General features: G+C 59.9%; 22 protein-coding genes. 10 read left to right on the top strand and 12 right to left on the bottom strand.

The genetic code is table 11. The features are described from left to right. The first annotated feature begins 209 nt into the window (after positions 1-209). Positions 210-764: a CBS domain-containing protein gene (locus BP869_RS02920; RefSeq protein ID WP_342676727.1), complete on the top strand. Its 555-nt coding sequence runs from the start codon at positions 210-212 to the stop codon at positions 762-764. Here the strand turns inward: BP869_RS02920 and tpiA are convergent. Further along, a complete protein-coding gene (tpiA, locus tag BP869_RS02915) occupies positions 761-1,429 on the bottom strand; it encodes a triose-phosphate isomerase (RefSeq protein WP_342676725.1) in 669 nt (222 codons plus the stop codon). The genes BP869_RS02920 and tpiA overlap by 4 nt on opposite strands. Further along, on the bottom strand, positions 1,430-1,912 hold the full coding sequence (locus BP869_RS02910) for a multiprotein bridging factor aMBF1 (protein WP_342676723.1): 483 nt from the start codon (positions 1,910-1,912) through the stop codon (positions 1,430-1,432). A gap of 56 nt (positions 1,913-1,968) precedes the next feature. Here BP869_RS02910 and BP869_RS02905 point away from each other — a divergent pair, with 56 nt between their 5' ends. Next, positions 1,969-3,207 (top strand): proteasome-activating nucleotidase, encoded by a 1,239-nt coding sequence (locus BP869_RS02905; protein ID WP_342676721.1) that lies wholly within the window; start codon positions 1,969-1,971, stop codon positions 3,205-3,207. Positions 3,208-3,383: 176 nt separating this feature from the next. Here BP869_RS02905 and BP869_RS02900 read toward each other — a convergent pair whose 3' ends face one another. Both BP869_RS02900 and BP869_RS02895 read right to left on the bottom strand, forming a co-directional pair. Next, the gene (locus BP869_RS02900; protein ID WP_342676720.1) at positions 3,384-3,782 is read right to left on the bottom strand and encodes a DUF5804 family protein; all 399 of its coding nucleotides are present in this window, start codon (positions 3,780-3,782) and stop codon (positions 3,384-3,386) included. A gap of 7 nt (positions 3,783-3,789) precedes the next feature. Next, the gene (locus BP869_RS02895; RefSeq protein WP_342676718.1) at positions 3,790-4,947 is read right to left on the bottom strand and encodes a proteasome-activating nucleotidase; all 1,158 of its coding nucleotides are present in this window, start codon (positions 4,945-4,947) and stop codon (positions 3,790-3,792) included. Between the two features lie 44 nt (positions 4,948-4,991). Between BP869_RS02895 and BP869_RS02890 the strand changes: the two genes are divergently transcribed. From BP869_RS02890 to BP869_RS02880, 3 genes are read left to right on the top strand one after another with little or no spacing between them, the layout of a single operon-like run. After that, on the top strand, positions 4,992-5,390 hold the full coding sequence (locus BP869_RS02890; RefSeq protein WP_342676716.1) for a DUF126 domain-containing protein: 399 nt from the start codon (positions 4,992-4,994) through the stop codon (positions 5,388-5,390). Between the two features lie 13 nt (positions 5,391-5,403). After that, positions 5,404-6,513, top strand: coding sequence for a TIGR04013 family B12-binding domain/radical SAM domain-containing protein (locus tag BP869_RS02885; protein ID WP_342676714.1), 1,110 nt, complete (start codon positions 5,404-5,406; stop codon positions 6,511-6,513). Between the two features lie 12 nt (positions 6,514-6,525). Continuing rightward, complete coding sequence (locus BP869_RS02880) at positions 6,526-7,167, top strand: metallophosphoesterase family protein (RefSeq protein WP_300163559.1); 642 nt, start codon at positions 6,526-6,528, stop codon at positions 7,165-7,167. On the opposite strand, the gene cyaB is transcribed toward BP869_RS02880, so the two are convergent. Further along, the gene (gene cyaB / locus BP869_RS02875) at positions 7,157-7,678 is read right to left on the bottom strand and encodes a class IV adenylate cyclase (RefSeq protein ID WP_342676711.1); all 522 of its coding nucleotides are present in this window, start codon (positions 7,676-7,678) and stop codon (positions 7,157-7,159) included. The genes BP869_RS02880 and cyaB overlap by 11 nt on opposite strands. 56 nt (positions 7,679-7,734) lie before the next feature. On the opposite strand from cyaB, the gene BP869_RS02870 reads away from it, so the two are divergent. Further along, positions 7,735-8,442, top strand: a complete 708-nt coding sequence (locus tag BP869_RS02870; protein ID WP_342676709.1) for a peptidylprolyl isomerase — start codon at positions 7,735-7,737, stop codon at positions 8,440-8,442. A 20-nt stretch (positions 8,443-8,462) separates the two neighbouring features. Here the strand turns inward: BP869_RS02870 and BP869_RS02865 are convergent, their stop codons facing one another. Next, positions 8,463-9,716: a winged helix-turn-helix transcriptional regulator gene (locus BP869_RS02865; protein ID WP_342676707.1), complete on the bottom strand. Its 1,254-nt coding sequence runs from the start codon at positions 9,714-9,716 to the stop codon at positions 8,463-8,465. Between the two features lie 135 nt (positions 9,717-9,851). On the opposite strand from BP869_RS02865, the gene BP869_RS02860 reads away from it, so the two are divergent. Then, positions 9,852-10,862 (top strand): hypothetical protein, encoded by a 1,011-nt coding sequence (locus tag BP869_RS02860; protein ID WP_342676705.1) that lies wholly within the window; start codon positions 9,852-9,854, stop codon positions 10,860-10,862. Here BP869_RS02860 and BP869_RS02855 read toward each other — a convergent pair. Both BP869_RS02855 and rqcH read right to left on the bottom strand, forming a co-directional pair. Continuing rightward, positions 10,847-11,872 carry an mRNA surveillance protein pelota gene (locus tag BP869_RS02855; protein ID WP_342676703.1) on the bottom strand — a complete coding sequence of 342 codons (1,026 nt, stop codon included), beginning with the start codon at positions 11,870-11,872 and terminating at the stop codon, positions 10,847-10,849. The two genes, BP869_RS02860 and BP869_RS02855, sit on opposite strands and share 16 nt — an antisense overlap. Beyond that, the gene (rqcH, locus tag BP869_RS02850) at positions 11,862-13,769 is read right to left on the bottom strand and encodes a ribosome rescue protein RqcH (RefSeq protein ID WP_342676701.1); all 1,908 of its coding nucleotides are present in this window, start codon (positions 13,767-13,769) and stop codon (positions 11,862-11,864) included. The genes BP869_RS02855 and rqcH overlap by 11 nt, the downstream gene beginning before the upstream one ends. 198 nt (positions 13,770-13,967) lie before the next feature. Between rqcH and BP869_RS02845 the strand changes: the two genes are divergently transcribed. Together BP869_RS02845 and BP869_RS02840 are read left to right on the top strand one after the other, a co-directional pair. Further along, complete coding sequence (locus BP869_RS02845) at positions 13,968-14,342, top strand: hypothetical protein (RefSeq protein WP_342676699.1); 375 nt, start codon at positions 13,968-13,970, stop codon at positions 14,340-14,342. A 6-nt stretch (positions 14,343-14,348) separates the two neighbouring features. Then, positions 14,349-16,118 (top strand): ribosome biogenesis/translation initiation ATPase RLI, encoded by a 1,770-nt coding sequence (locus tag BP869_RS02840; RefSeq protein ID WP_342676698.1) that lies wholly within the window; start codon positions 14,349-14,351, stop codon positions 16,116-16,118. Between the two features lie 122 nt (positions 16,119-16,240). On the opposite strand, the gene BP869_RS02835 is transcribed toward BP869_RS02840, so the two are convergent. From BP869_RS02835 to BP869_RS02825, 3 genes are all read right to left on the bottom strand, one after another. Then, on the bottom strand, positions 16,241-16,825 hold the full coding sequence (locus BP869_RS02835) for a flavodoxin family protein (RefSeq protein ID WP_342676697.1): 585 nt from the start codon (positions 16,823-16,825) through the stop codon (positions 16,241-16,243). Between the two features lie 405 nt (positions 16,826-17,230). Further along, the gene (locus BP869_RS02830) at positions 17,231-17,935 is read right to left on the bottom strand and encodes an isoprenylcysteine carboxylmethyltransferase family protein (protein WP_342676695.1); all 705 of its coding nucleotides are present in this window, start codon (positions 17,933-17,935) and stop codon (positions 17,231-17,233) included. Continuing rightward, complete coding sequence (locus BP869_RS02825) at positions 17,932-19,536, bottom strand: amidohydrolase (RefSeq protein ID WP_342676693.1); 1,605 nt, start codon at positions 19,534-19,536, stop codon at positions 17,932-17,934. The genes BP869_RS02830 and BP869_RS02825 overlap by 4 nt, the downstream gene beginning before the upstream one ends. Positions 19,537-19,763: 227 nt before the next feature. On the opposite strand from BP869_RS02825, the gene BP869_RS02820 reads away from it, so the two are divergent. Further along, the gene (locus tag BP869_RS02820; protein WP_342676691.1) at positions 19,764-20,417 is read left to right on the top strand and encodes a helix-turn-helix domain-containing protein; all 654 of its coding nucleotides are present in this window, start codon (positions 19,764-19,766) and stop codon (positions 20,415-20,417) included. A gap of 264 nt (positions 20,418-20,681) precedes the next feature. Here BP869_RS02820 and BP869_RS02815 read toward each other — a convergent pair whose 3' ends face one another. After that, positions 20,682-21,434, bottom strand: coding sequence for an alpha/beta fold hydrolase (locus BP869_RS02815; protein ID WP_342676689.1), 753 nt, complete (start codon positions 21,432-21,434; stop codon positions 20,682-20,684). Positions 21,435-21,443 lie beyond the last annotated feature (9 nt).

Here is a 21,443-nt window from a genome sequence, read left to right as displayed (position 1 = left end):
GTCTTCGCTGTCCGAACGAAGTGAGGTCAAGAAGGTCGAAGACCTTCACTGTAGTCCCCCGGCACAGACACACCAGAATAGGAATTCTCCTGAGCATTTTATCGTCCCTCCAGCCGCGAGGAGAGAGCATCCAGCACTGTCGACCATCCTGGATTGGGCGGGTCAAGTAATGCATATTTTTATCGGATGAAATCACTATGAGTAATACCATGTATATTCCCACCCCCGCGGAACTGAGGGCCAAGAGGATCATGCTCGGCCTCCGCCAGGCCGATGTCGCACGAAAAGCAGGCATTTCCCAGTCCATGGTGGCCAGGATCGAGTCGGGCACCGTCGACCCGAGGGTGAGCACCCTCAGGAAGATTGTCCAGGTGCTGAAAGTTGCAGAAAATCCCTCGATCACCGCGGGATCGGTGATGCACGCCCCTGTCCATGCCGTCACCCCTGACGACGCGATCACGACCGCCGTCGCGATCATGGAGGAGGAAGACGTCTCCCAGTTGCCGGTGATCGAGAACGGCTTTCCCATCGGGTGCATCTCGGAGTCGGCGATTGTCAATACCATCGAGCAGATCGGGATCGCTCGGGCGCATACACGAAAAGTGAAGGACTTTATGGAGTCCAGTTTTCCGACTGTCCCCCCAGACGCCGATGTAGAGACGGTGGTCCACCTGCTCCAGCAGCACCATGCCGTTCTTGTCCTTGGCGGGGGAAAGGTTCAGGGCGTGATCACAAAGCACGACCTGATCACTCTTATCGGTTAGATTAAGGAGACAAGGTTTCTGAGGACGGCGGCAGGGTCCTTTGCCTTCACGACCGAGGAGGCGAGAAGGACACCGTCGGTCCCGAGTTCCAGCGCGATTTTTACGCACTCGCCCGTGCTGATCCCGGCGCCGGTGAGCACCTTCACCTGCGGGTTGACCGCCCGCACCGCCGCTACCGAGCGCTCGATGATGCCGGGATCGGCCCTGGAGACAGAGACGCCCGTCCCGATCAGTTCCGGGGGCTCAATGGCGACATAATCCGGGGCAAGGGCCGCTGCTGCAGCGGTCGTCGTCTCATTGTTCGTGCAGATCACGGTCTTGAGCCCTGCACTCCGTGCTGCAGAGAGACTGGCATCGATATCGGCGAGCGTGAGACGCCTCTCCGAGTGGTTGATGAGCGTACCCGTCGCCCCGACCGCCTTCACCTGTGCGGCGGTTACATGGCCGGTATAAGCCCCGGGAGAGACGCCGTCGATGTGCTGGGCATAGACGGGGATGCTGAACCTGGACGCGATCGCCGCAAGATCGGTAAAGGCCGGGGCGACACCGATCACGATGCCGCTCTCCCCGCTGACCGTTGCGGCGGCTGCGGCAATGGTTGCGGCCCTCTCGCCCATGCCCTCCGTATATGCCTTCAGGTTGACGAGGATCAGGGGTGTCGCCATCTACTCCCTCTTGATCTTGATGATATCGCCGAGAGTCGTCGCAAGCCTGCCCCCCTTCTGTCTCCTCACCTCCTCGTCCGAGACATCGAGGAGAGAGATGCCGAGCACTTTCTCGAGCTTGATCCGCACCTCGTCTTCAGGGATCAGGTCGCCCTTCTCGATCTTCCTGATTAGGATCTCACGTTCCTTGATCTCGTTGGCAAGGTCCTTCTGGGTCCAGTTCTTCTCCAGACGGGCACTCTTGATCCGTTCGCCAAAGTCCTCGACTATCTCTCCGACCATCAGGTCGAAGACGTCACGGCCCCGGCGCTGAGGGGCGCCCGGTGTAGCAGCGACGGTTTTCCGTTTCGATTCGACAGGCCGTGGCTGTGCCACCTCCACTCCGAGGGTCGCACACTTCGGGCACACCTGAAGTACCGCACCCTCGATCCGCACTCTTTTCGGGGCGCCCTTTATTATAGCCCCACATAATTCGCACTGCATACTACTCGCAAACACATTTAAGTCACTTTATACTATATACCTATTCGAGGAGGACGATGGGGGACAGCGGCTGTGATTCACCCGACCCGCAGAACAGCGAAGAACTCTGCAAGTACCTGCTCGAACGGATCTCCAACCTGGAAAACCGCAACCTGGAGCTCAGGGAGCGGATGCGCCAGATGGAGTCTGAGAAGCGGTATGTGGAGACGCAGAAGATCCGCTACGAGCGGGAAATGCGGAAATTACGGAGTGAGATCGAACAACTCAGAAGTCCGCCTCTCATTGTCGGTGAGATACTCGACATCATCGACAACAACCGCGTCGTGGTCAGGAGCAGTGCAGGCCCGCGTTTCCTTGTCCGGGTATCCCAGTTCATAGAACCGAAGGACCTGAAGGCAGGGAGCAGGTGCACCCTCAACCAGCAGTCCCTTGCCCTGATCGAGGTGCTCCCGAACACCTACGACCCGCAGGTCTACGGGATGGAACTGGAAGACCGGCCTGAAGAGCGTTACTCCGATATCGGCGGGCTGGAGCCGCAGATCCTGGAGGTGAAGGAGGCTGTCGAACTCCCGCTCACAAAGCCCGAACTCTTCGAAACGGTGGGGATCACCCCGCCAAAGGGCGTCCTGCTGTACGGGCCGCCGGGGACAGGCAAGACCCTGCTCGCCCGTGCCGTCGCCCACGAGACGAACGCCCACTTCCTCCATGTCGTCGGCTCCGAACTCGTGCAGAAGTATATCGGCGAAGGGGCACGCCTGGTCCGGGAACTCTTCGACCTCGCACGCGAGAAGGCGCCGACGATCCTCTTCATCGACGAGATCGACGCCGTCGGGACGCACCGGACGGAGTCTGTCACCTCGGGTGACCGGGAGGTTCAGCGGACCCTGATGCAACTCCTGGCAGGGATGGACGGTTTCGAGGCACGGGGCGACGTGAAGATCATCGGGGCGACGAACAGGATCGATATCCTCGACCCCGCCCTCCTCAGGCCGGGCCGTTTCGACCGGATCATCGAGATACCGCTCCCCGACATCGAGGGACGTCTCTCGATCCTGAAGATCCACACAAAGGGCATGAACCTGGCAGAGAACGTCGACCTCACCGGGATCGCCTGCCAGACCGAGGGGAGGAACGGTGCCGACCTCCGTGCGATCTGCATGGAGGCCGGGATGTTCGCGATCCGGGAGGAGCGGACATCCGTCACCAACGAAGACTTCGGGCGGGCGCTCCAGAAGTTCATGGCCGACTTCGAACGTCAGCCCCTGAGAAATACAGTCGGCGAGATGTTCGCCTGAAACTCAACCTTTTTTTCTTTCCCTGCTGCCTCTGGAAGTATATCTCTGGAGTTAGTTGTCTGCCTGTTCTCCGCCTGAGAGAAAGATGTCCCCTCTTCGTGCCCGACCCCTTTCCAGAGCGTGAGGGGTCTGTAAAGGGGGATGGCAATGTCTCTCGTCTCTGGATGTACGGGCAGTTACCTGACCCGGATCACCTCGCCGGGAAGCGCCCACACCTCAAGGGTGCCGTCCGGTCCCTCGGTGATTACGGGGCGACCATCGGGAAAGCCGATGAAGAAACGGTGGTCCGGCGGTTGGTCCGGGTCGACCGCCCTCTGCTCAATCGCATGGGCGTAGGCGAGGGTGCAGGAATAGCCCGGTGCCATCTCGAAGAGAGTGAGTGCAACGTACCGTCTGAGGTACCACCTCAGTTCTGCGGCAAGGGAAAGGGCCGCACCAAGGGATACGACCCTGATGGACATACCGTACGGCCTTTTTTCGGGGCGGTAGAACCTGAGAATCTCGCGGCTTGTCTCTGATGCAAAAAAGGTATTGTTGAGGTCGACTCCCTCATGCGGGATGAGGAGCAGGCGCATGGTCTGTTCAGATGTACATCCGGAGATCGCCTGCGTTTTCCTTGCGGCTGACCTTCCGGATAGCCTCAAGGAAGTCATTGTGCTCCACGGCCACGGCATTCCTGCGGACCGCCCGCATACCGGCTTCGCGGCAGACCGCCTGGATCTCGGCGCCTGTCATACCCTCGGCGAGGGGGACAAGCGCTTCCAGGTTGACATTGTCAAGGCTCATCTTCCCGGTGTGGATCTTGAAGATCTCCCGGCGCGAGTCGGCGTCAGGGACCGGGACCTCGATGATCCGGTCGAAACGGCCGGGCCGGAGAATCGCCGGGTCGAGCATGTCGACGCGGTTTGTGGCCGCCATGATCCTGATATTGCCGCGGTTGTTGAAGCCGTCCATCTCGGCAAGGAGTTGCATCAGGGTCCGCTGGACCTCGGCGCTCCCCGAGGTGCCGTCGTTTGTACGCTGGCTCGCGATCGCGTCGATCTCGTCGATGAAGACGATTGCCGGGGCGTGCTCGCGCGCGAAGTCGAAGAGTTCCCGCACCAGCTGCGCCCCTTCGCCGATGAACTTGTGGACGAGTTCCGAGCCCGACATCCTGATGAACTCGGCATGGGCATTGTGCGCCACGGCCTTGGCAATGAGGGTCTTCCCCGTGCCGGGCGGGCCGTACAGCAGGATACCCTTCGGGGGTTCGACGCCGACTTTTTCGAAGATCTCGGGCCTGGTGAGCGGGTACTCGACCGCCTCGCGGACCTCTTCGATCTCTTCTTTCAGCCCGCCGATCTGTTCGAAGGTGACGCTCGGCGCTTCTTCAAGCTCCATAACCCTGACACGGGAGTCGTAGGTTGTGCCGATGGGCTTCACAATGGAAAGAGCATTGTTCACGGCAACCTTCATGCCCACACTCATCCCGTCATAGAGTTCGGGGTTGACCCGTGTGATGTATTCCTGGTTGTTTCCCTGCTGCCTGAGATAGACCTCGCCGTCACCGAGTTTGTCAACAACAGCTGCAACAAAGAGCGGGACCCGCTTGAGCTGGTTGTTTTCCCGCCGCAGCTGGTTGACCTCTTTCTGGAGCAACTCGTTCTGCATCTTCAGGTCCAGGACCTTCGCCTTCATTTCCTGGACCTGGAGTTTATACAGATTATTGTCATTGTTGACGCCAATCACAGAGTCTTCCATGTCACTAATATAGTGGATTCTTTATACATTTATTAGGTGTGTCTGTGATAATCAATGGAAGAGGCATTGCTCGGGGAACTGCGACCGGGAGGTTGCTCGTTTCCCCGGCACCACTGTCATTTCTCTCAGGGGTTGACCCTGAGAGCGGCGTGATCATCGAAGAAGGCCATCCTCTCAAGGGCGAATCGATTGCGGGGACGGTCTTTGCATTTCCCTTCGGGAAGGGTTCGACTGTTGGGTCCTATGTGATGTACGCCCTCGCACGGAACGGGAAGGCGCCGGCCGCCATCATCAACGAGGAGGCCGAACCGATCATCGTCACCGGCGCGATCATCGCCCATATCCCGATGGTCGACCGCCTCGAAACCGGGCTCTCGGGCCTGCCTGGAGGAGAGACCGTGACGGTGGACGGAGAGGCGGGGACGGTCTCATGGGAGGCATGAGAGGGCAGACAGGATGCAGGTGAACTGGCGGGAGATCACCGCAGCCAAGAACACCTTTGCCGCCCTCTATGCGGCCTGCGAGGCAGAGGGGATCACCCTGCGGCTGTCGGGCGGGCCCGAAGGCGACGTGACCTGCTACAGTCTCAATTCCATCAATGCCCCGCACTTCCAGGACGAGATTGCATCGGCGCCCTGCATCACCATCGTCGGCGGCCCCCATGCGGCGGCATGCCCTGCGGAGGTGGCGAGGTACGCCGACTATGTCGTCACCGGCGAGGGTGAGCACACCCTCCCGAGGCTCCTTCGGGCGATCAAGGCCGGTGAGACCGGCCCGGTGCCAGGCGTGGCCACAAAGGCGGGCATCTGCCCGCCCGACCATACGGTCTTTCTCCCCGCGTATCCCCCCTTCTCGCAGTTCAAAGGATACATCGAGATCTCCCGCGGCTGCCCCTTCGGGTGCGCGTACTGCCAGACCCCCCGGATCTTCGGGAGGCGGATGCGCCATCGGCCCGTGGAGGAGATCGCCCGGTATGCGGCACGGTTCAGGGACGCCCGTTTCGTCACCCCGAACGCCCTTGCCTACGGCTCTGACGACGGCATCCACCCGCGCCTCGACCGCGTTGAACGCCTGTTTCGTGCGCTCCACAAAAACCAGATCTATTTCGGGACCTTTCCCTCGGAGGTGCGCCCCGAGTTCGTCACCGACGAGTCTCTCGACCTGATCTCGGCGCACTGCGCAAACCGCCGCCTCCACTTCGGGGCCCAGTCGGGAAGCGACAGGGTGCTCGGCCTCCTGCGCCGGGGACATACCGTCGCCGACGTCGAGCATGCCCTCGACCTCTGCCGTGACCATGGCTTCATGCCCGTGGTCGACTTCATCGTCGGCCTCCCGTGCGAGGAGGACGAAGACGAACTGGCGACCCTCGCTCTCATCCGCGAGGTCACGCGCCGTGGGCAGGCCCATGTCCATCTCTTTATACCGCTGCCCGGGACGCCGATGGCAAACCTGAGGCCAAGATGGCTTCTTTCGGAGACGCAACGCGATCTTGGTCGCCTTGCACTAAATGGGAAAATTTCTGGCTCCTGGGACGATCCTGAGAGAAGATTTTATAGGAACCGTTAGAGAAGTTCTATCATGATGGATGTGCTTTTGCTGGCAGACCTTCATGGCCAGTTGGGCAAGCTGGAGTCCTTCATGGCCCTCCAGCCCGACTTTGTCATCATTGCTGGCGATCTCACACAGTTCGGACCATGTGACATGGTCAACAAGATGACCTCGCTCATCGACGTACCGTGCTTTGCGGTACCGGGGAACTGTGATCCATGCGATATATGCGATGCTCTCGAACACTCGGACTGTGTCAATCTCCACGGTGCTACATTCTCGCTCGGGAAGATCTCGATGGCTGGCGTTGGCGGGTCCAACCCGACGCCCTTCGGGACGCCCTTCGAGTTGAAAGAAGAGGAGATTGAACGTCTGATCAAACAGGCTACGGCTCACATGGACAGGAATGTCCATAATGTGCTGGTCAGCCATGTCCCGCCCCACGGCGTCTTTGACCTGGCCGGTGAGGACCATGTGGGCAGCACAAGTGTCAGGAACCACATCAAGGAGTTCGACCTCGTCTGCTGCGCTCACATGCACGAGAACAAGGGGGTCACCGAGGTGGACGGCGTCAAGATCGTCAACCCGGGCCCGGCCTCGGAGGGCAACTGCGCCCTGATCCACTTCGGCGACGAACCGAAGGCGATCGAGATCGAACTGCTCACTGTTTGAGCAGTTCAAGATAGGACTGCGGGATGTGAGAACCCTCTATCCCCAGTTCTCCTTTAATTCGTTCGATCTCTTTTTCCGCTTCCGCCCCTGCTTCGTGCGCCATCACCTCGATCTCGACGAAACTCCCGAGGCCGTCCACCTCATCGAGGGCGACGGACGCGGTCCCGAGGGCAAACTCCTCCCTGTGCTTCCGGACCTCCGCGCTCCTGACAAAACCGAGGCGGCGCAGGACCTCCTCCAGGTTCTCCCCGGACTCCACGGTCAGGTTGAACTCTTCCCTGGTCTTTGCACCCTTTGTGGCGAGTTTCGGCCCTTTATATGTAAGGGTGCACCTCTCGCCCTCGTACCTGACCCTGAGGGCCTCGTCGGTCCGGCCGAAGTCCCGCACCGGGTGGTTGTAGTAGACGTCCTGCTGGTCGGCGACAGACGGCGTTCCGGCGCCGATCCTGACAAGACGGGAGCGGATCTCCGGGAGATCAGGGACGCGTATTTTTGTTTCCACTTCAAACATCTATGGCACCATTTTAAGTATTTTCGTCGAGACTTGATATAGACAAGGTGTATATTATGGCAATTCAGGAAGGAGACATCGTTAGACTCAACTATACCGCCCGTGTGGAGGGCGAGATCTTCGACACCACCGTCGCCGCTGATGCAGAAGAAGCAGGCATCAAGAGCCAGAAGGACTATGCCCCGATCGTCATTCGCGTCGGGAGCAACCATGTCATCCCGGGCCTTGACGAGGCTCTCGTCGGCAAGGAGATCGGCCAGCAGTACGAGGTCGAGGTCGAGGCCGAGAAGGGCTTTGGTCCCCATGACATGAAGCTTGTCGAGTCCGTGAACGCCAACCAGTTCAGGGAGAAGCCCAAGTTCGGCATGCGTATCCAGTCGGGCGACCGCGAGGGCGTCGTCGTCAATGTGGTCGGGAAGAGGGCCGTCGTCGACTTCAACCACCCGCTCGCCGGCAAGGATCTCTCCTACACCTTCACCATCGAGGGCATGGTCGAGACCGTCGAGGAGAAGGCAAAGGGCTTCATCAAGCTCTTTGCAGGCCGCGAGATGGACCTCACCTTTGCCGAGGGCACCCTCACCCTGAACCTCCCGGCAGGGATCAACTACGACCGCCGCTGGGTCATGGCCCGCGGGATCGTCGTCCACCAGATCTTCGAGTTCATCCCCGAGGTGCAGGACATCGTCTTTGTCGAGACCTTCAAGCGCCCGGAGATGCCCGCAGAAGAGCCGGCAGAAGCCGAAGCTGAAGTGAAGGAAGAATAAATATAATCTCCTTTTTCCTTTCAGTCGGCCCCGCATTTTAGAACGTGCAGGGCGCCGAGCAGATCGTGGCCGCTCTCCCCGGTGACGGAGAAAGATGCGGCACGTCCGTTCATGCTCTTCTCGACGATCCCGTCCCTCTGGAGTCTGTCCATGTGGCGGGAGACGGCAGGGCCGGAGATGCCGAGGTGCACCGCGATTTCCTGCCGCGAGAGGCCGGGTGTCTGGAGGAGGACGGTGAGGATCTCTCGCCGGGTGCTGTTCCTGAGAGCGGCAAGGACTGTTCGTTCACGCTCTGAATATCTCCCATTGTTCTCATAGTAGCGGCAGCAACCTCCCGTCTGCTCGACCGCGATCTTCCCTGCCTGCCTGAGGACCGCGAGGTGATAGCGGAGGGTGCCGGGATGTGTCCGGGTGATCCGGGCGATCTTCTCCCTGTGTATTCCGGGGTTATCCAGGATGGCCTGGTAAACCCGGCACCGTGTCACATTATCAAGGATGTTTTTCTGCGTGACCCTCCGGTAGCCAAGGCTCAACCAGATGCGAAGCGCGAGGAATGACTCGATGGGGATGATGACCAGGTTTGCAAGGAGAAAGGCGAGGTTCATGAGAAAATCGGATGTTGTGGGAGGGGCCCGCTCCCACACACCTTTCGGCTTCCCGAAGGCGAAGGTGTCTTCAGGGAGGCCGGCATTTACCCTGAGGTTCCGGTACTCCGCCGACCGCACGAGGGCCCCCGTGCGGTCGTAGCCCTCGACACACAGGACCAGCATCGTTTCCCGGTCGATCGAGATGGAGAGACGTGCGGTGTCAGGGGGGAAGGGGTCGACGGCACCAACGGGTACGACATCGACGACAGGGACGGTCCTGCCGTCCAGGACGGCCTCGTGCATGCTCGTGACCTTGCCGGTCGAGAGGGCGGCGATCCCCGCCGCCATATAGTCGCCGTCCAGGGGTTTTTCCACCCCTGTCGACCCCATCGAACACTGCGGAGGCACATACCACCATGCAGACCCCTCCGACAGGACCGCAAGGGCGGCGCCGTGATGGAGTGACGGGTCGCCGTATTCGACCCTGAAACTGCCTGGCGGCATGGCCGCCACCCTGACGACCTCGTCCCTGTCCGGGCCGTGAACGGTGACGGTGGCCGTATAATCGGCGACCTGATGGTACGCCGCGACCGCACCGGCGGCGACCTCTTCGGCAGGCGCCGCCGCACACACTCCTGCGAGGGAGCACGCGAGGACCAGGACGAACCATGCACAGAGTGTTCTCATCGTCGACACAGGTAGGTCGGGCCGGGTCTATTTATTCATTCTGTACCGATCGGTTACAGGTCAGGCCTTCGGAAACAGGACGTGTAACCGATCCTGCGATAAAGTCTTTATGCGTCTGGAATGGATAGTTGCCCTATGTCCACGGGTGTAACAGGTCCCACCGTTTCCGAGGTCGAGATCACGTCGGTCTCTCTCCGGTCGTGTGTCCTGATGGCGGCGACGCTCTCCCTGGTGGTCGGCGTCGTACAGGGCTTCATGGTGCTGCCGACGGCGATCAACGAGAATATCCCCGTGACAACAGCACAGGGAGAGGTGCTCAGGGCTCTCGGTTATCAGGTGCTCTATGTCGTGCCCCTTCTCAACGTCGTACACGCGATCATCTTTGCAGCGCTCGCGGCGACCCTGTACAACCTCGCCGCTGGCCGGTTCGGCGGGGCCGTCGTGAGGGCGCAACCGGGAACCATGGCAAAAGGGACATGGGCTATCCGCGAGATCGGTGTTTTTCCGGCGCTGAAGATCGGCGTCTGCCTCTCCCTCGCACTCATGGCCCTCCAGACCCTCATATACGAGTGTGTCGGCTGGATCGGATCTATTATGTGGCCTCTCTCATGGACACCCATCCTGTACGGCGCTACGCCCGAATTTATTCTGGTCATGCTCATCACCTGGATATTCGTCGCTGTACTAAGCGGCATCTTCATCGGCGGTGTGTGTGTCGTCCTGTACGACCTCGTCGCCGTCATCATCGGCGGGGTGAGGGTGACGGCCCGCACCCACGGAAACGGAGATCAGGACAGGGAGAACACCTCTGAAAACAGTGTGGAGATGGCGGCGGTCGTGCCCAGGTCAGTCGCCCGTACGATGAGCATTGTGGGTCTCGGGGCGGGCTTCATGGCCGGAGTCTCCACAATCCTCCAGAAAAGCGGGATCTTTCCTCTCCTCGGCGCGGAGGCGGGCGGGTTCGCGGGGAGTACGCCTGCGGTCGTCGCCGGTGCTCTCCTGTTCGGCATCGTGCTCTATGGCATTGCAGGTGGTGTTGGGGGTTACGTCATCGCCGTGCTGTACAACTCTATCGCCCGCTTTGTCGGGGGAGCGACCTTCGTACTGGAAAAAAAGGATCGCGGTGCCCCTCACCCGAGGGGATAGCGGAGCAGGGCGGCGATCCCGCCGAGGGCGTTGAGTTGTCCGCCGGGGTCGAACTCGGAACTGAAGACGACGACCCGCGCGTTGATCCTCTCCGCCTCTTCGAGGAGACGGGCGATGCCGGCGTCCCTGATCAGGGTGTCGGTGACGAGCACCTCCTCGGCGGCGCCATAGTCCACCGCCTTCCTGACCTCGGCCTTTCCGTACGCCACCGCCCCGCCGGTGCCGATACGTTTGAGCACCTCGTCCATCCTGGTCACCTCGCGGGCGAGCTGGAGGTCGCCGGCGAGTCTTTCAAGGACGCCCTGGCCGATTGCGTCCTGGACGGCGCCGCGGCCGATCCGCCGCGTCTCGACGGTGACGACCCTCTCGCCGAGGTCGGGGTCTTTCGCCTTCAGGTACCTGACAAAGTCTTCCTTGACAAAACCCGGCCCCGCGACGACGACCGGGCCGGTGACGTCCTTCAGGGAGAGGAGGGCGTCGGCGAAGAAGGCGGTCCTGCCGTCGATCTCTGCACCTTTCCCGCTGCCTGCGGTGATGGTCGTGACCCTCTCCGGACCGTACTGCCTGATCCTGAAGAGTTCGGCCTCTCCCTCCTCGATGGTGAGCACATGGACGACATTGTGGAGGGAGGCCCCGACCGCTCTCTCGACCCTTTCGAGGTCGATCCCCCGCCACCGCCTGATCACCGAGATCTCGTAGCCCGGCTCGACATTGAGTGTATGGTACGAGGCGATGTCCATGCCCGATTCGATGATGCCGCCGACCCTGAGGCGGTTGGCGTACGGGTGGAACTCCACCTTCTCCACCCTGATGCCGAGGCGGACCGGCCTCTTCTCGGCCTTTTCAGGGCGGAGTTTGTCCGTCGCCGAGTCGACGGTCCGCAAGGTCGTCGCAAAGACGAGGTCGCGCGGCTCGATGAGGTGTTCCAGGTGCCAGAGGTCGTCGAGAGACTCAGGGAACAGCCTGATCTCTCCGTACGATCCCTTGAGTTCGCCGTACTCAGCCTTCATGCTCGCCCACGATATCAGACCCGCCCGGCGGGACAAAGGCGGCGATCGCCTCGGTGTTCAGCGCGGTCTTCAGTCGTTTCCAGTTATCCTCGCCGATCTTCTCCCTCAGGAGACGCTGGACCTTCTTTGCCACGTCGTTCGGTTCGAAGGTGCCGGGAGAAAGTTCGACGACATACTGTGTCCGTGTACGCACCGCCGCCAGAGGGCCACCGATGATCGCAACGCTTGGCTCTTTCTGCACCCCGATTGCCGCGCCGAGCTGGACGTCCTTCACATAGCGCCTCTCGCCCCGCACGATGAAACCGCCGCGGGCGACGAACTCGCCCGACTCGGCGGTCTTGCTCACCTGGTCGGGGCGTGCGAAATAGACGTCGGCAGAGAAGTGCCCGGCCTTCCAGGCATTGGAGTACGAGGCGGCGAACTGGGCAACCTCGTCGTCCATGTGCTCGGTCTCCCCCTTGACGATGACGACCGAACCGCCGTGCACGTCGGCGTGGACGAAGGTGTCCTTACCCTCCATATACTTCTTGACCAGTTCCTCGTTCTGCGAGGCGTCCCGCCCACCAAGGACAAGGGTGCCGTCGGTCGTATAGAACCACCTGAACCTGTGGAACCACTTCTTCTTCAGGAGGTGGAGGGTCTCTTTCGGTTTCTCCTTCGGCTTTGCGGCGCCGCGCTCTATCGCCGCAAGGGCACCCTCGGTCTTCTTTCTGAACTTCTTGACCTGGTCGTAGTAGTGGTCGAGGTTTGCCTCGACATTCTCGTGGACAAAGATCTTCACCCGCACCCCGAGGTCGAGTTCGACGGCCGCCTCGGCCGGGTGGACGGCGACGACCGCCTTTGCCGCGGGGAGGTCGCTTTTTTTGAGGACTTCCTCGATCTCCTGCCAGGAGAGGCTCCGGCTTGCCCGTTCAAGGGTGGCGATGACGTCCTGCACGAGGGGATAGTTGGTGTAGACCGCTTCGACCGCCTTCTCGGCCTTTTTGATCTTCCCCGCGAACTTCTTCAGCGCCTCCTCCTGCTGGCGGAGGATCACCTCTTCCTTCGAGAGTTTCGGCCGTTTCGCCTCGGCCTTCACCGCGGCGGCTGCCTGTAATGGATAATATGCTTCCAGGGCCTTGTTGAATGTGGGAAACGCCTCTTTTTCCTCTCCCATGCCCCGGATCGGCCAGCACCCGCTGCCGGTGGTCACCGGTTCCCTCTGCCCCTCGACCATGCCGATGACCTGGTGGAGCGCTGCATACACCGCCCCGGCATCGGCTTCGGCAGCCGGAATGCTCTTGTCGACCCCGGCACGGCTGCAGGCGAGTTCGGCATAGGCGCCGCCGAGGAGGCAGTTCACGGCAAGGGTCCTGACAAGATCGCGATCTGATGCCCGGAGCATTGCGGCGAAGGACTCGCCGTCGAAGCCGCTGCAGTCAGTCCCCTCGGGGAGGGCATAGGTCTCTCCAGGCACGACGGAACGGTCCTTGAAGCGGTGGTGCCGCAGGGGCTTGGTGATCACCCCGGCCTCGTCGAGGAGGATGGCATTCCCCTCGTCGAAGAGTTCGATGACAAGCCTCAGTATTCCGGCCTTCTTCGCCACATCGATGTAGAAGATACGCTGGAGGCCGTACTGCCCGATAGCGGTCACCCGTCCCCCTTCGAGGTGTTTGCGCAGGAACATCGCATACCCCAGGGGATTTTTCGGGGACTCGGGGAGGGCCCCGACCAGGTGGGCGCGCCTGCCTGTCTCGACGAGGAACTGATACTTGGCCCCCTCGTTCCCGTTGAGACGGATCCCGAGAGTCTTCGCATCGTACTGATAGATCTTGCCGATCCAGAGCGGGAGCAGGGCCGACAGTTCCGCCGTCAGTGCCCTGACATCCATCCCGCTCATCCCCTGTTCGTTTGCCATTATCCCACGCTCTTTGTACGTATGGGTCCAGAACGCTCTTTAAGATGCCCCTGCTACCATCGGCACCTCCGCGTGCATGCCCGCACCGCCCGGATACCCGGAGTTTCCGGCCGTGAGAGACCATCGTGCTGGTCCCGTCGCCCGGGCAACACGAAATTAAATATGGCTACAACGCACAAAATAGACCACTGATGCATCATGGGCGAGGAGGAAAAACTGTCACAGGCACCCGAAGCGCCGAAAAGCAAAGGCGCAAAGACGAAAGAGGAAAAACAGAGAGAGCATAAAAAGCGCATCCGGAGAACCCTTGTTGCGTGCTTCCTCGGTATCGCGACCGGCCTGCTCTCATTCTATATCTGCGGGACTCCCGACCCTGCGACAGGACTGCAGCAAAACCAGATCATCGGCATCCTCCTCCTCATGGCCGGTGTGGTCGTCCAGAAACACATTTTCATGCTGATGAAGATCGACTACACCGAGTTGAACAACAAAGACTGGTTCTATCAGGCGTTCATGACCTTCGCCTTCTGGTTCATCTCCTGGTCCACCATGCTCACCACTTCATCGATGTGATCATCCATGCGAATCGCCGTCGTCCACAAAGATAACTGTCATTCAAAGAAGTGCGGACAGGAGTGTATCATCTACTGTCCACGGGTCAGAAGTGGGGACGAGACCGTCGTCCTCGATGAGGAAGGAAAGGCGGTCATCTCCGAGGAACTCTGTGCCGGGTGCGGCATCTGCGTCAAGAAGTGTCCGTTCGACGCGATCGATATCGTCAACCTCCCCGAGGAACTGGAGCAACCCACCCACCGGTACGGGCCGAACGCCTTCGTGCTGTACGGCCTCCCCATCCCTGTCGAGGGGAAGGTGACCGGTATCCTGGGCCCGAACGGTATCGGAAAGTCCACGTCCATCCAGATCCTCTCCGGCCAGATGCAGCCGAACCTGGGGATCTTTGACGCCACCGTCTCCTGGGACGAGATCATGAAGAGGTTCACAGGCACCGAACTCTTCGACTACCTGAAGCACATCTCGGGGAAGGAGATCAAGGTGGCGGTGAAGCCCCAGTACATCACCCTCATACCGAAGGCCTTCAAAGGGACGGTGCATGACCTCCTGGCAAAGACCGACGAGAGGGGGGTGCTCGGCCACCTCACCGCGGAACTCACCCTCGACTCCATCCTGGACCGCGACATCCAGAACCTCTCCGGCGGTGAACTCCAGAGGGTGGCGATCGCCGCCTGCCTGGCGCGGGACGCCGATTTCTACTTCCTCGACGAGATCACCCCATACCTCGACATCTACCAGAGGATGGCGACAGCCAACCTGATCAGGGAGGTCGCGGAGAAGAGGCCTGTCGTGATCGTCGAGCACGACCTCGCGATCCTGGACATGCTCGCAGACACGGTCCATGTCGCCTATGGCAAACCGGCGGTCTTCGGCGTGATCACCGGGCCGAAGGGCGTGCGTGTCGGGATCAACGAGTACCTCGAAGGATACCTGCCCGAGGAGAACGTCCGCTTCAGGGACTCGGCCGTCGTCTTTGAGAAACGGGCCCATGCCGACGAGACGAGGCGGGAACCTCTCTATACCTTCCCGCAGATGTCCAAGCACTATGACCGCTTCCACCTCGACGTGAAGGGCGGCGAGATCAGGAAAGGCGAGGTGCTCGGCCTTGTCGGCCCGAACGGCATCGGGAAGTCTACCTTCGCAAAACTCCTCGCGGGCGTGGAGGAACCCGACGGGGGCCCCCTCGACGAGAAGATTGCCATCTCGTACAAACCCCAGTACGTGAAGGCCGACTCCACCGACACGGTGGAGTTCACCCTGCGCCAGATCACCCGGCGTTTCGACACCTCGTATTACCAGCACGAGGTGCTCGACCCCCTCGGCCTCCGGCAGATCCTCCAGTCGCCCCTGGACACCCTATCGGGCGGCGAACTCCAGAGGGTGGCCATCGCCGCCTGCCTCTCCCGGGAAGCCGCCCTCTATATCCTCGACGAACCGAGCGCCCACCTCGACGTGGAGCAGAGGATGAGCCTGGTGCGGGTGCTCAAGCACCATGCCGAGGGGAAGGAGTGCGGCGTCATCGTCATCGACCACGACATCTATCTCATCGACATGATCTCCGAGCGCCTCGTCGTCTTCGACGGCGAGCCCGGTGTTGCCGGCGAGGCGAAGGGGCCGTTTTCGATGCGCGACGGCATGAACCTCTTCCTCTCGGCCCTCGGCGTCACCTTCAGGCGGGACAAGAGTGGCCGGCCCAGGATCAACAAGCCCGAGTCGTACCTGGACCGCGAGCAGAGGGCGAAGGGCGAGTACTACTACGCTCAGGCCGAGGAATAAACAATAGAGTATCGGGGAGTTCGATGGACTCCTCTCGTTTTCAAATATGAAGGTTTTCCCGGGCCATTTTATTTTTATGTACGCATTCCTGGTGTCAATCATTGCTCATCTCTCCCAGAACATCAGGAATTTTTTGCCTGCTCAAGAGTTTTCAGGAGCCATGCCATGTTTTTCCCCGCGTCTTTTGCCCGCATCAGGCCCTCCTCGTCTTTAAGGACCTCCCCGATCTCTTTTCCGACACCAACAACGGGGAATCCCGGGACTGTCATCCCGCCTATGAGCAGGAAATGCAGAAGGGTATCAAGGGTATGGAATGTGCCGGCCCTCCGCACCGCGACTGCGGCTTGCGCCACCTTGCGCCGGTAGAGTCCCCCGTTTGCCATGGATACAAGGCCCGCCCGATCGATCAGGGCCTTCATCTCAGCTGTGACATCGGTGAAGTAGACCGGCGAACCGAGAATGATGCCGTCAGCTTCAACCATCTTGTCGATGCATTTGTTGACACAATCATCATCAAAGATGCAATGCCCGTCCTTCTTCTCAAAACATTTCATACAGGCAGTGCATCCCCGTGCAACACGTCCGCTGAGGTATATCTCTTCGGTTTCGATCCCCTCTTTCCGGAGCTCTTCGAGCATATGCTCGATAAGGATGGATGTGTTCCCATTTTTCCGGGGGCTACCGTTAAACGCAACGACTTTTGTCATCTTTCACCACCGTTTTCATTTCCGAGTACCGGTTCTGATAATTTAAGGTCATTTAAAAAGAGTATTTCCTGAGAATTACCTTTGCCTTTTCATCTTGATGCAGGCGCACCATACAATGCATTTTTCCAGAATCGGTTTTCGATCATAGCCCCCGAGAAGAGACGATGATGCGAAGACCGACATTCGCATCCCGCACTTTCGGCACCGGCCGGTCCATGTCGTCGGACCGGACGCATGTACCGACGGCCGGCGGAAAAAGGCATGGTCCCCGGGGCAGGGATGGATTTCAAGGTCACTCACATGATAGAGAGCACCAGGTCCCCCTGCCTCCCTGATCCCGTCATGGAAAGGATCGAGGATCAACCCTGTGTTCCTGTTTCCTTCTTTTTAACGTTCTGTTTTCTTTTACCATATCCCGGGAATAAGGCGGTACCCGACTTCCTCGGCGTACTCACGGTACCCGACGAGTTCTGCGAGAAGCGTCTCGTCCTCCCTGCCGGTCCTCACGATAAAGAGGGCTGCAGTGATCCCGGCAGGCACAAGCGCCCAGAGAGACCCCAGCATCAGGGGCTGGGCGAGAACGATCAGAAAAAATCCCAGATACCCAGGGTGGCGGACGAACCGGTAGGGGCCGGTGGTGACGGCATGATGGCCCTTCTCGTCCTGGATACGGACAACGAGAGAAAAAAATGGGTTTGTGAGCATCGCCCACGAAAAGACGATATAACCAGAGATAAAGACGCCGAGGGCCGCGACCTGTACGGGAAGGGGGATCTGCCCGCTCCAGCCGAACCGCATGTCCAGCCCTGCAACAAGAAGCGGCAGGAGCCCGATAAGGTTCATCACTCTGACCAGGCGGGCGTCCCAGTCCTTTGCCCCTGTCTGTTTGTTCATGCGCTCCACGATCAGGCCGGGGCTGCAGAGCAGGGTAACGAGCGTTGTGGCGGCAAACAGGACACCGAGGATGACCCACGCCATCGGCCAGGCGAGCGTGCCCGCCGAGACGAAAAGGACCGCTCCCATAATGATCACCGGGATCGTACCGGAGAGGATGCCTTTCGCCCGCAGGATGCGCCCGGCATCCTTCGATGAGTTTTCCGGCGGATTCATGCAATCTTCTCTGTTTTGTGGCGTCTGTACACGACCCGGCCGTCTTTCCAGGTCTCATCGACGACCGGGGGGTTCAGGGGATCGAGTGCTCCCTCTAGGATCACGAGGTCTGCGACCAGCCCTTCTTTCAGCATGCCGCGCTCGTTCTCCTGTCCTCCGGCATAGGCGCTCCCTGCGGTGTATATCCAGAGCCATGTCTCGAAGGGCAGCACCTGGTCCGGGAATACCGTATTCCCATCCCCGTTGCTCATGGTCGATCCCATCACCGCCCCTGTGATCGGATCACGCGCGTCCATGAAACCGCCGGGATCGTCGCTTGATGCGGCAACATGGACGCCGGCGCGGAAGAGATCGGCGTAGGCCAGCCACTTTGCATTCTCCACCTGTGCCCGGGAGAAATTACTGGCCCGGATGAGGAACTGGGGCTGGATGGAGACGCACCCTCCCATGGCAGCAAGACGCCGGATCTGGGACTCCGAGATCAGGGTCACGTGCTCCAGGCGGGGCCGCATCTCGAATCCTGCGGGGGCATCTCCCGCGGCTTCTTCAAACGCGTCAAGGACAGCATCTGTGGTGGCGTTCCCGAAGGAATGAACGCAGACGCGAAAACCTCGCCGCGTTGCATCGCGTAAGACCTCGCTGAAATCATCGCGGTACCTGCCGCTCGTCATGGTCCTGCCCTGGATCGTCATGGCATATGCCACCGTTTCCGGTGTTGCTCCGTCGGCAAAGACTTTGACCGGACCGATGCGGAGATGCTCGTCCCCGCTTCCTGTCCCCGGCCCGTCAAGCCAGATCCCCGGACGGTTGTCGAGAAGGGTCGCACCGTGGGGCATCATAAGCACGGAGACCGGCAGTCGGCCCTCATCATGCAGGAGACGGTATGCCGTTGCCGCGGCCGGGGTGACGCCCGGATCATGGACTGCGGTGACCCCGAAGGGGAGGAGTTCTTCTGCCCGCGCTCTGATGAGGTCGGCATGTTCATGGGTGCCGGCCTTCATGGTCAGACCAAAGACAGGGGCCTGTGCCTCTTCGATCAGCACGCCGGTTGGTGTCCCGTCGGCGTCCCGCATGATGATCCCGCATCCGGGATCGGGTGTCGATCCGTTGATGCCTGCAATGTCCAGCGCCCGGCTATTCGCGACGCTCATGTGAAACGTAGCCTGGATGACGAGTGTGGGGCGGTCGGATCCGATTTCGTCAAGGTCCTGTCGCGTCAGGGCAACTCCGCCGGATCGTGCATCCAGCCACCCGAAACCGACCAGCCAGCCGTTTCCGGGATTCTTCCGGGCATGGTCTTTCAATGCATCCAGGACGGCGTCCTTTGTCAGGAGACCGAAGAGGTCTGCCCATCCCGAGAAGAAGCAGGAAAAGGACGAGAGGTGGTTGTGCGAGTCGATGAAGCCTGGCAGCAGAGTCCGGCCCTTCAGATCGACGATCTCGGCACCGGGGTACCGCTCCACGATTCCCGCGTCGCCGACATCGAGAATCAGGCCGCCCTTGATCACGACTGCTTCTGCATGATTCTGTCCGGAATCCATCGTAAGGATCCGACCGCCGGTGAACGCGGTCATCGATTCGTTCTGTGGTGCTGGTGTCATTTTACCCTCTGAAAGTATCTGTTCGCGGTCATATGCGCCACTCCGTTCAATAGAACCTGAATGATGCAGGAATTTGCCATCCTGTCGATTGTCCTTCGTGGAGTGTCATATTCTCGTTCTTACTAATTGTTAATATAAGTTACCAATTGGTAACTTTAGTGTTCTATTAGTTATTGAGATATACGAGTGGCGCTCACATGCATGGGAGGGTGAATTCAACGTCGAAGATGGTACCGGAGTACCGTGAAGAGGCGAAAAAGAGGATTGTTGAAGCCGGGCTGGAGGTCATGTACGAGAAAGGGTACTGCAGGACCACGATGGAGGATATTGCGAAACACCTCAATGTCAGCAAGCCGGCCCTCTATCGGTACTTCAAAAATAAAGATGAACTGATCCTGGAGAGTGCGAAGATCCTTCAGGGACAGTACCGCAAAATTACGACTCCCCAAAGTCCGGAAAGGTGTCCGGTCGCGACATGGATCGAGATCTTCGACCGGATGATGTCGTCCGATCTCAACGAGCATGCGCTTCTCCTCGAAATATTTGCGATGACGGCGCGTGAACCCGTGCTCGGGAACTTTTCCAGAGAGCGCATGAAGAACGGCATCGATCAACCGGCGCAGGCAATCGCGAAACAGCAGCAGGAAGGTCTTATTTCCCCGGCGACCGATCCACGTACCCTTGCGATCGCCCTTGTATCGATGTTCAACGGCATGCGGGTGATGATCCTCCTCGGTGTCGACCGGGATGAGCTTCGCTCCCGGTGGATCGAGATCGTCAGGGCTCTCTTCCGGGGTCAGGGGAGCGGAGATGTTGCTATGGAATGCCCGCCCGACTGTGCGGGATGTGAGGTGCGCACCAGGGCGAGGCGGGCCGAATAACGCGCTGACGGTATAGTACACAGAAAGGGGAGGGTCATTCCATGTACGACGCTCAATCGTGATCGTTTTCATAGCGAAGGAGGAAGTGAACCGAAAGAATCAGTTCTCAAACCTGGATCCCGGAGATTTTTCGTCGGAGGACTGTACTCCTCTGAGCACGACAGCCGCCAGGGGAGTTTCTTTGCTCTTGAAATGGAGGTACGGTGTTGCCCTGTTCATCGAAACTTTGTTGCACCCCCAGGAAAAAAGAGAGCCCCGGCAGCATCAATGATCTATTTTCCCGTCCACCTCCCCCAGGAATGCAAGGGCCGGTGTTATCAGCAGGTCGGGGTTTTTCGCTACAAACAGGTGGTCCCCCTCCACAAGGACCAGCCGGGCACCGGGGATTCCGTCAGCCAGTTCCCGCGTGATCTTCATCGGCACAATCCCGTCCTTCGTCCCGTTGACGATCAGGGTCGGGGCCGCGATCCTGCCGCACAACTCCCGCGTATCACACTGGTTGGCAGCGTCTGTAATCCGCCGGAAAGACGCCGGGGTAGGGGGGTATTTCTGCTGGTATATCCAGCCGGTCATCTTCTCTTTGATGCCGGGAATGTTTGTCGTAATAATGCCGATCAGTCGCATCAGGGGCAGTACGCGGGTGAAACCGACAACGAGGACGAGGCCCTTCACCCGCTCCGGGTACTTCGCGGCGATGGTCTGGGCGATCTGTGACCCCATCGAGGTTCCCATGATGTGGGCTTTCCTGATGCCAAGGGCATCCATGAGGCCAATCGTATCATCGGCCAGCATCTCTATCGTGTAGGGCATATCCGGCTTGTCCGTCCTCCCCACACCCCGGTAATCATAGACGATGACCCTGTAACTGTCGGTGAATTTGTCGATGTACCGGGACTTTCCCGGCTCGGTCACCATTGCGGAGATCTCAAAACCAAGGCCCTGGATCATCAGAAGCGGTTCGCCTTCGCCATGGGCCTCATAATACATGTCGATGTCGTTAACGTGTACTGTTGGCATGATCTTACC

The sequence above is a fragment of the Methanofollis sp. UBA420 genome, assembly GCF_002498315.1.
In the GTDB taxonomy this organism is placed as follows: Archaea; Halobacteriota; Methanomicrobia; order Methanomicrobiales; family Methanofollaceae; genus Methanofollis.
The sequence above is the reverse complement of the archived record's forward strand: the minus strand, read 5'-3'. Positions and strand labels throughout refer to the sequence as shown.

Coding starts and splice junctions, on each gene's coding strand:
- BP869_RS02920 (WP_342676727.1), top strand. CDS start 210: ATGTATATTCCCACCCCCGCGGAACTGAGGGCCAAGAGGATCATGCTC.
- BP869_RS02820 (WP_342676691.1), top strand. CDS start 19,764: ATGGTACCGGAGTACCGTGAAGAGGCGAAAAAGAGGATTGTTGAAGCC.
- BP869_RS02845 (WP_342676699.1), top strand. CDS start 13,968: ATGGGCGAGGAGGAAAAACTGTCACAGGCACCCGAAGCGCCGAAAAGC.
- BP869_RS02840 (WP_342676698.1), top strand. CDS start 14,349: ATGCGAATCGCCGTCGTCCACAAAGATAACTGTCATTCAAAGAAGTGC.
- BP869_RS02865 (WP_342676707.1), bottom strand. CDS start 9,716: ATGAGAACACTCTGTGCATGGTTCGTCCTGGTCCTCGCGTGCTCCCTC.
- BP869_RS02825 (WP_342676693.1), bottom strand. CDS start 19,536: ATGACACCAGCACCACAGAACGAATCGATGACCGCGTTCACCGGCGGT.
- rqcH (WP_342676701.1), bottom strand. CDS start 13,769: ATGGCAAACGAACAGGGGATGAGCGGGATGGATGTCAGGGCACTGACG.
- BP869_RS02860 (WP_342676705.1), top strand. CDS start 9,852: ATGTCCACGGGTGTAACAGGTCCCACCGTTTCCGAGGTCGAGATCACG.
- BP869_RS02815 (WP_342676689.1), bottom strand. CDS start 21,434: ATGCCAACAGTACACGTTAACGACATCGACATGTATTATGAGGCCCAT.
- BP869_RS02885 (WP_342676714.1), top strand. CDS start 5,404: ATGCAGGTGAACTGGCGGGAGATCACCGCAGCCAAGAACACCTTTGCC.
- BP869_RS02895 (WP_342676718.1), bottom strand. CDS start 4,947: ATGGAAGACTCTGTGATTGGCGTCAACAATGACAATAATCTGTATAAA.
- BP869_RS02855 (WP_342676703.1), bottom strand. CDS start 11,872: ATGAAGGCTGAGTACGGCGAACTCAAGGGATCGTACGGAGAGATCAGG.
- BP869_RS02880 (WP_300163559.1), top strand. CDS start 6,526: ATGATGGATGTGCTTTTGCTGGCAGACCTTCATGGCCAGTTGGGCAAG.
- tpiA (WP_342676725.1), bottom strand. CDS start 1,429: ATGGCGACACCCCTGATCCTCGTCAACCTGAAGGCATATACGGAGGGC.
- BP869_RS02835 (WP_342676697.1), bottom strand. CDS start 16,825: ATGACAAAAGTCGTTGCGTTTAACGGTAGCCCCCGGAAAAATGGGAAC.
- BP869_RS02830 (WP_342676695.1), bottom strand. CDS start 17,935: ATGAATCCGCCGGAAAACTCATCGAAGGATGCCGGGCGCATCCTGCGG.
- BP869_RS02900 (WP_342676720.1), bottom strand. CDS start 3,782: ATGCGCCTGCTCCTCATCCCGCATGAGGGAGTCGACCTCAACAATACC.
- BP869_RS02910 (WP_342676723.1), bottom strand. CDS start 1,912: ATGCAGTGCGAATTATGTGGGGCTATAATAAAGGGCGCCCCGAAAAGA.
- cyaB (WP_342676711.1), bottom strand. CDS start 7,678: ATGTTTGAAGTGGAAACAAAAATACGCGTCCCTGATCTCCCGGAGATC.
- BP869_RS02870 (WP_342676709.1), top strand. CDS start 7,735: ATGGCAATTCAGGAAGGAGACATCGTTAGACTCAACTATACCGCCCGT.
- BP869_RS02905 (WP_342676721.1), top strand. CDS start 1,969: ATGGGGGACAGCGGCTGTGATTCACCCGACCCGCAGAACAGCGAAGAA.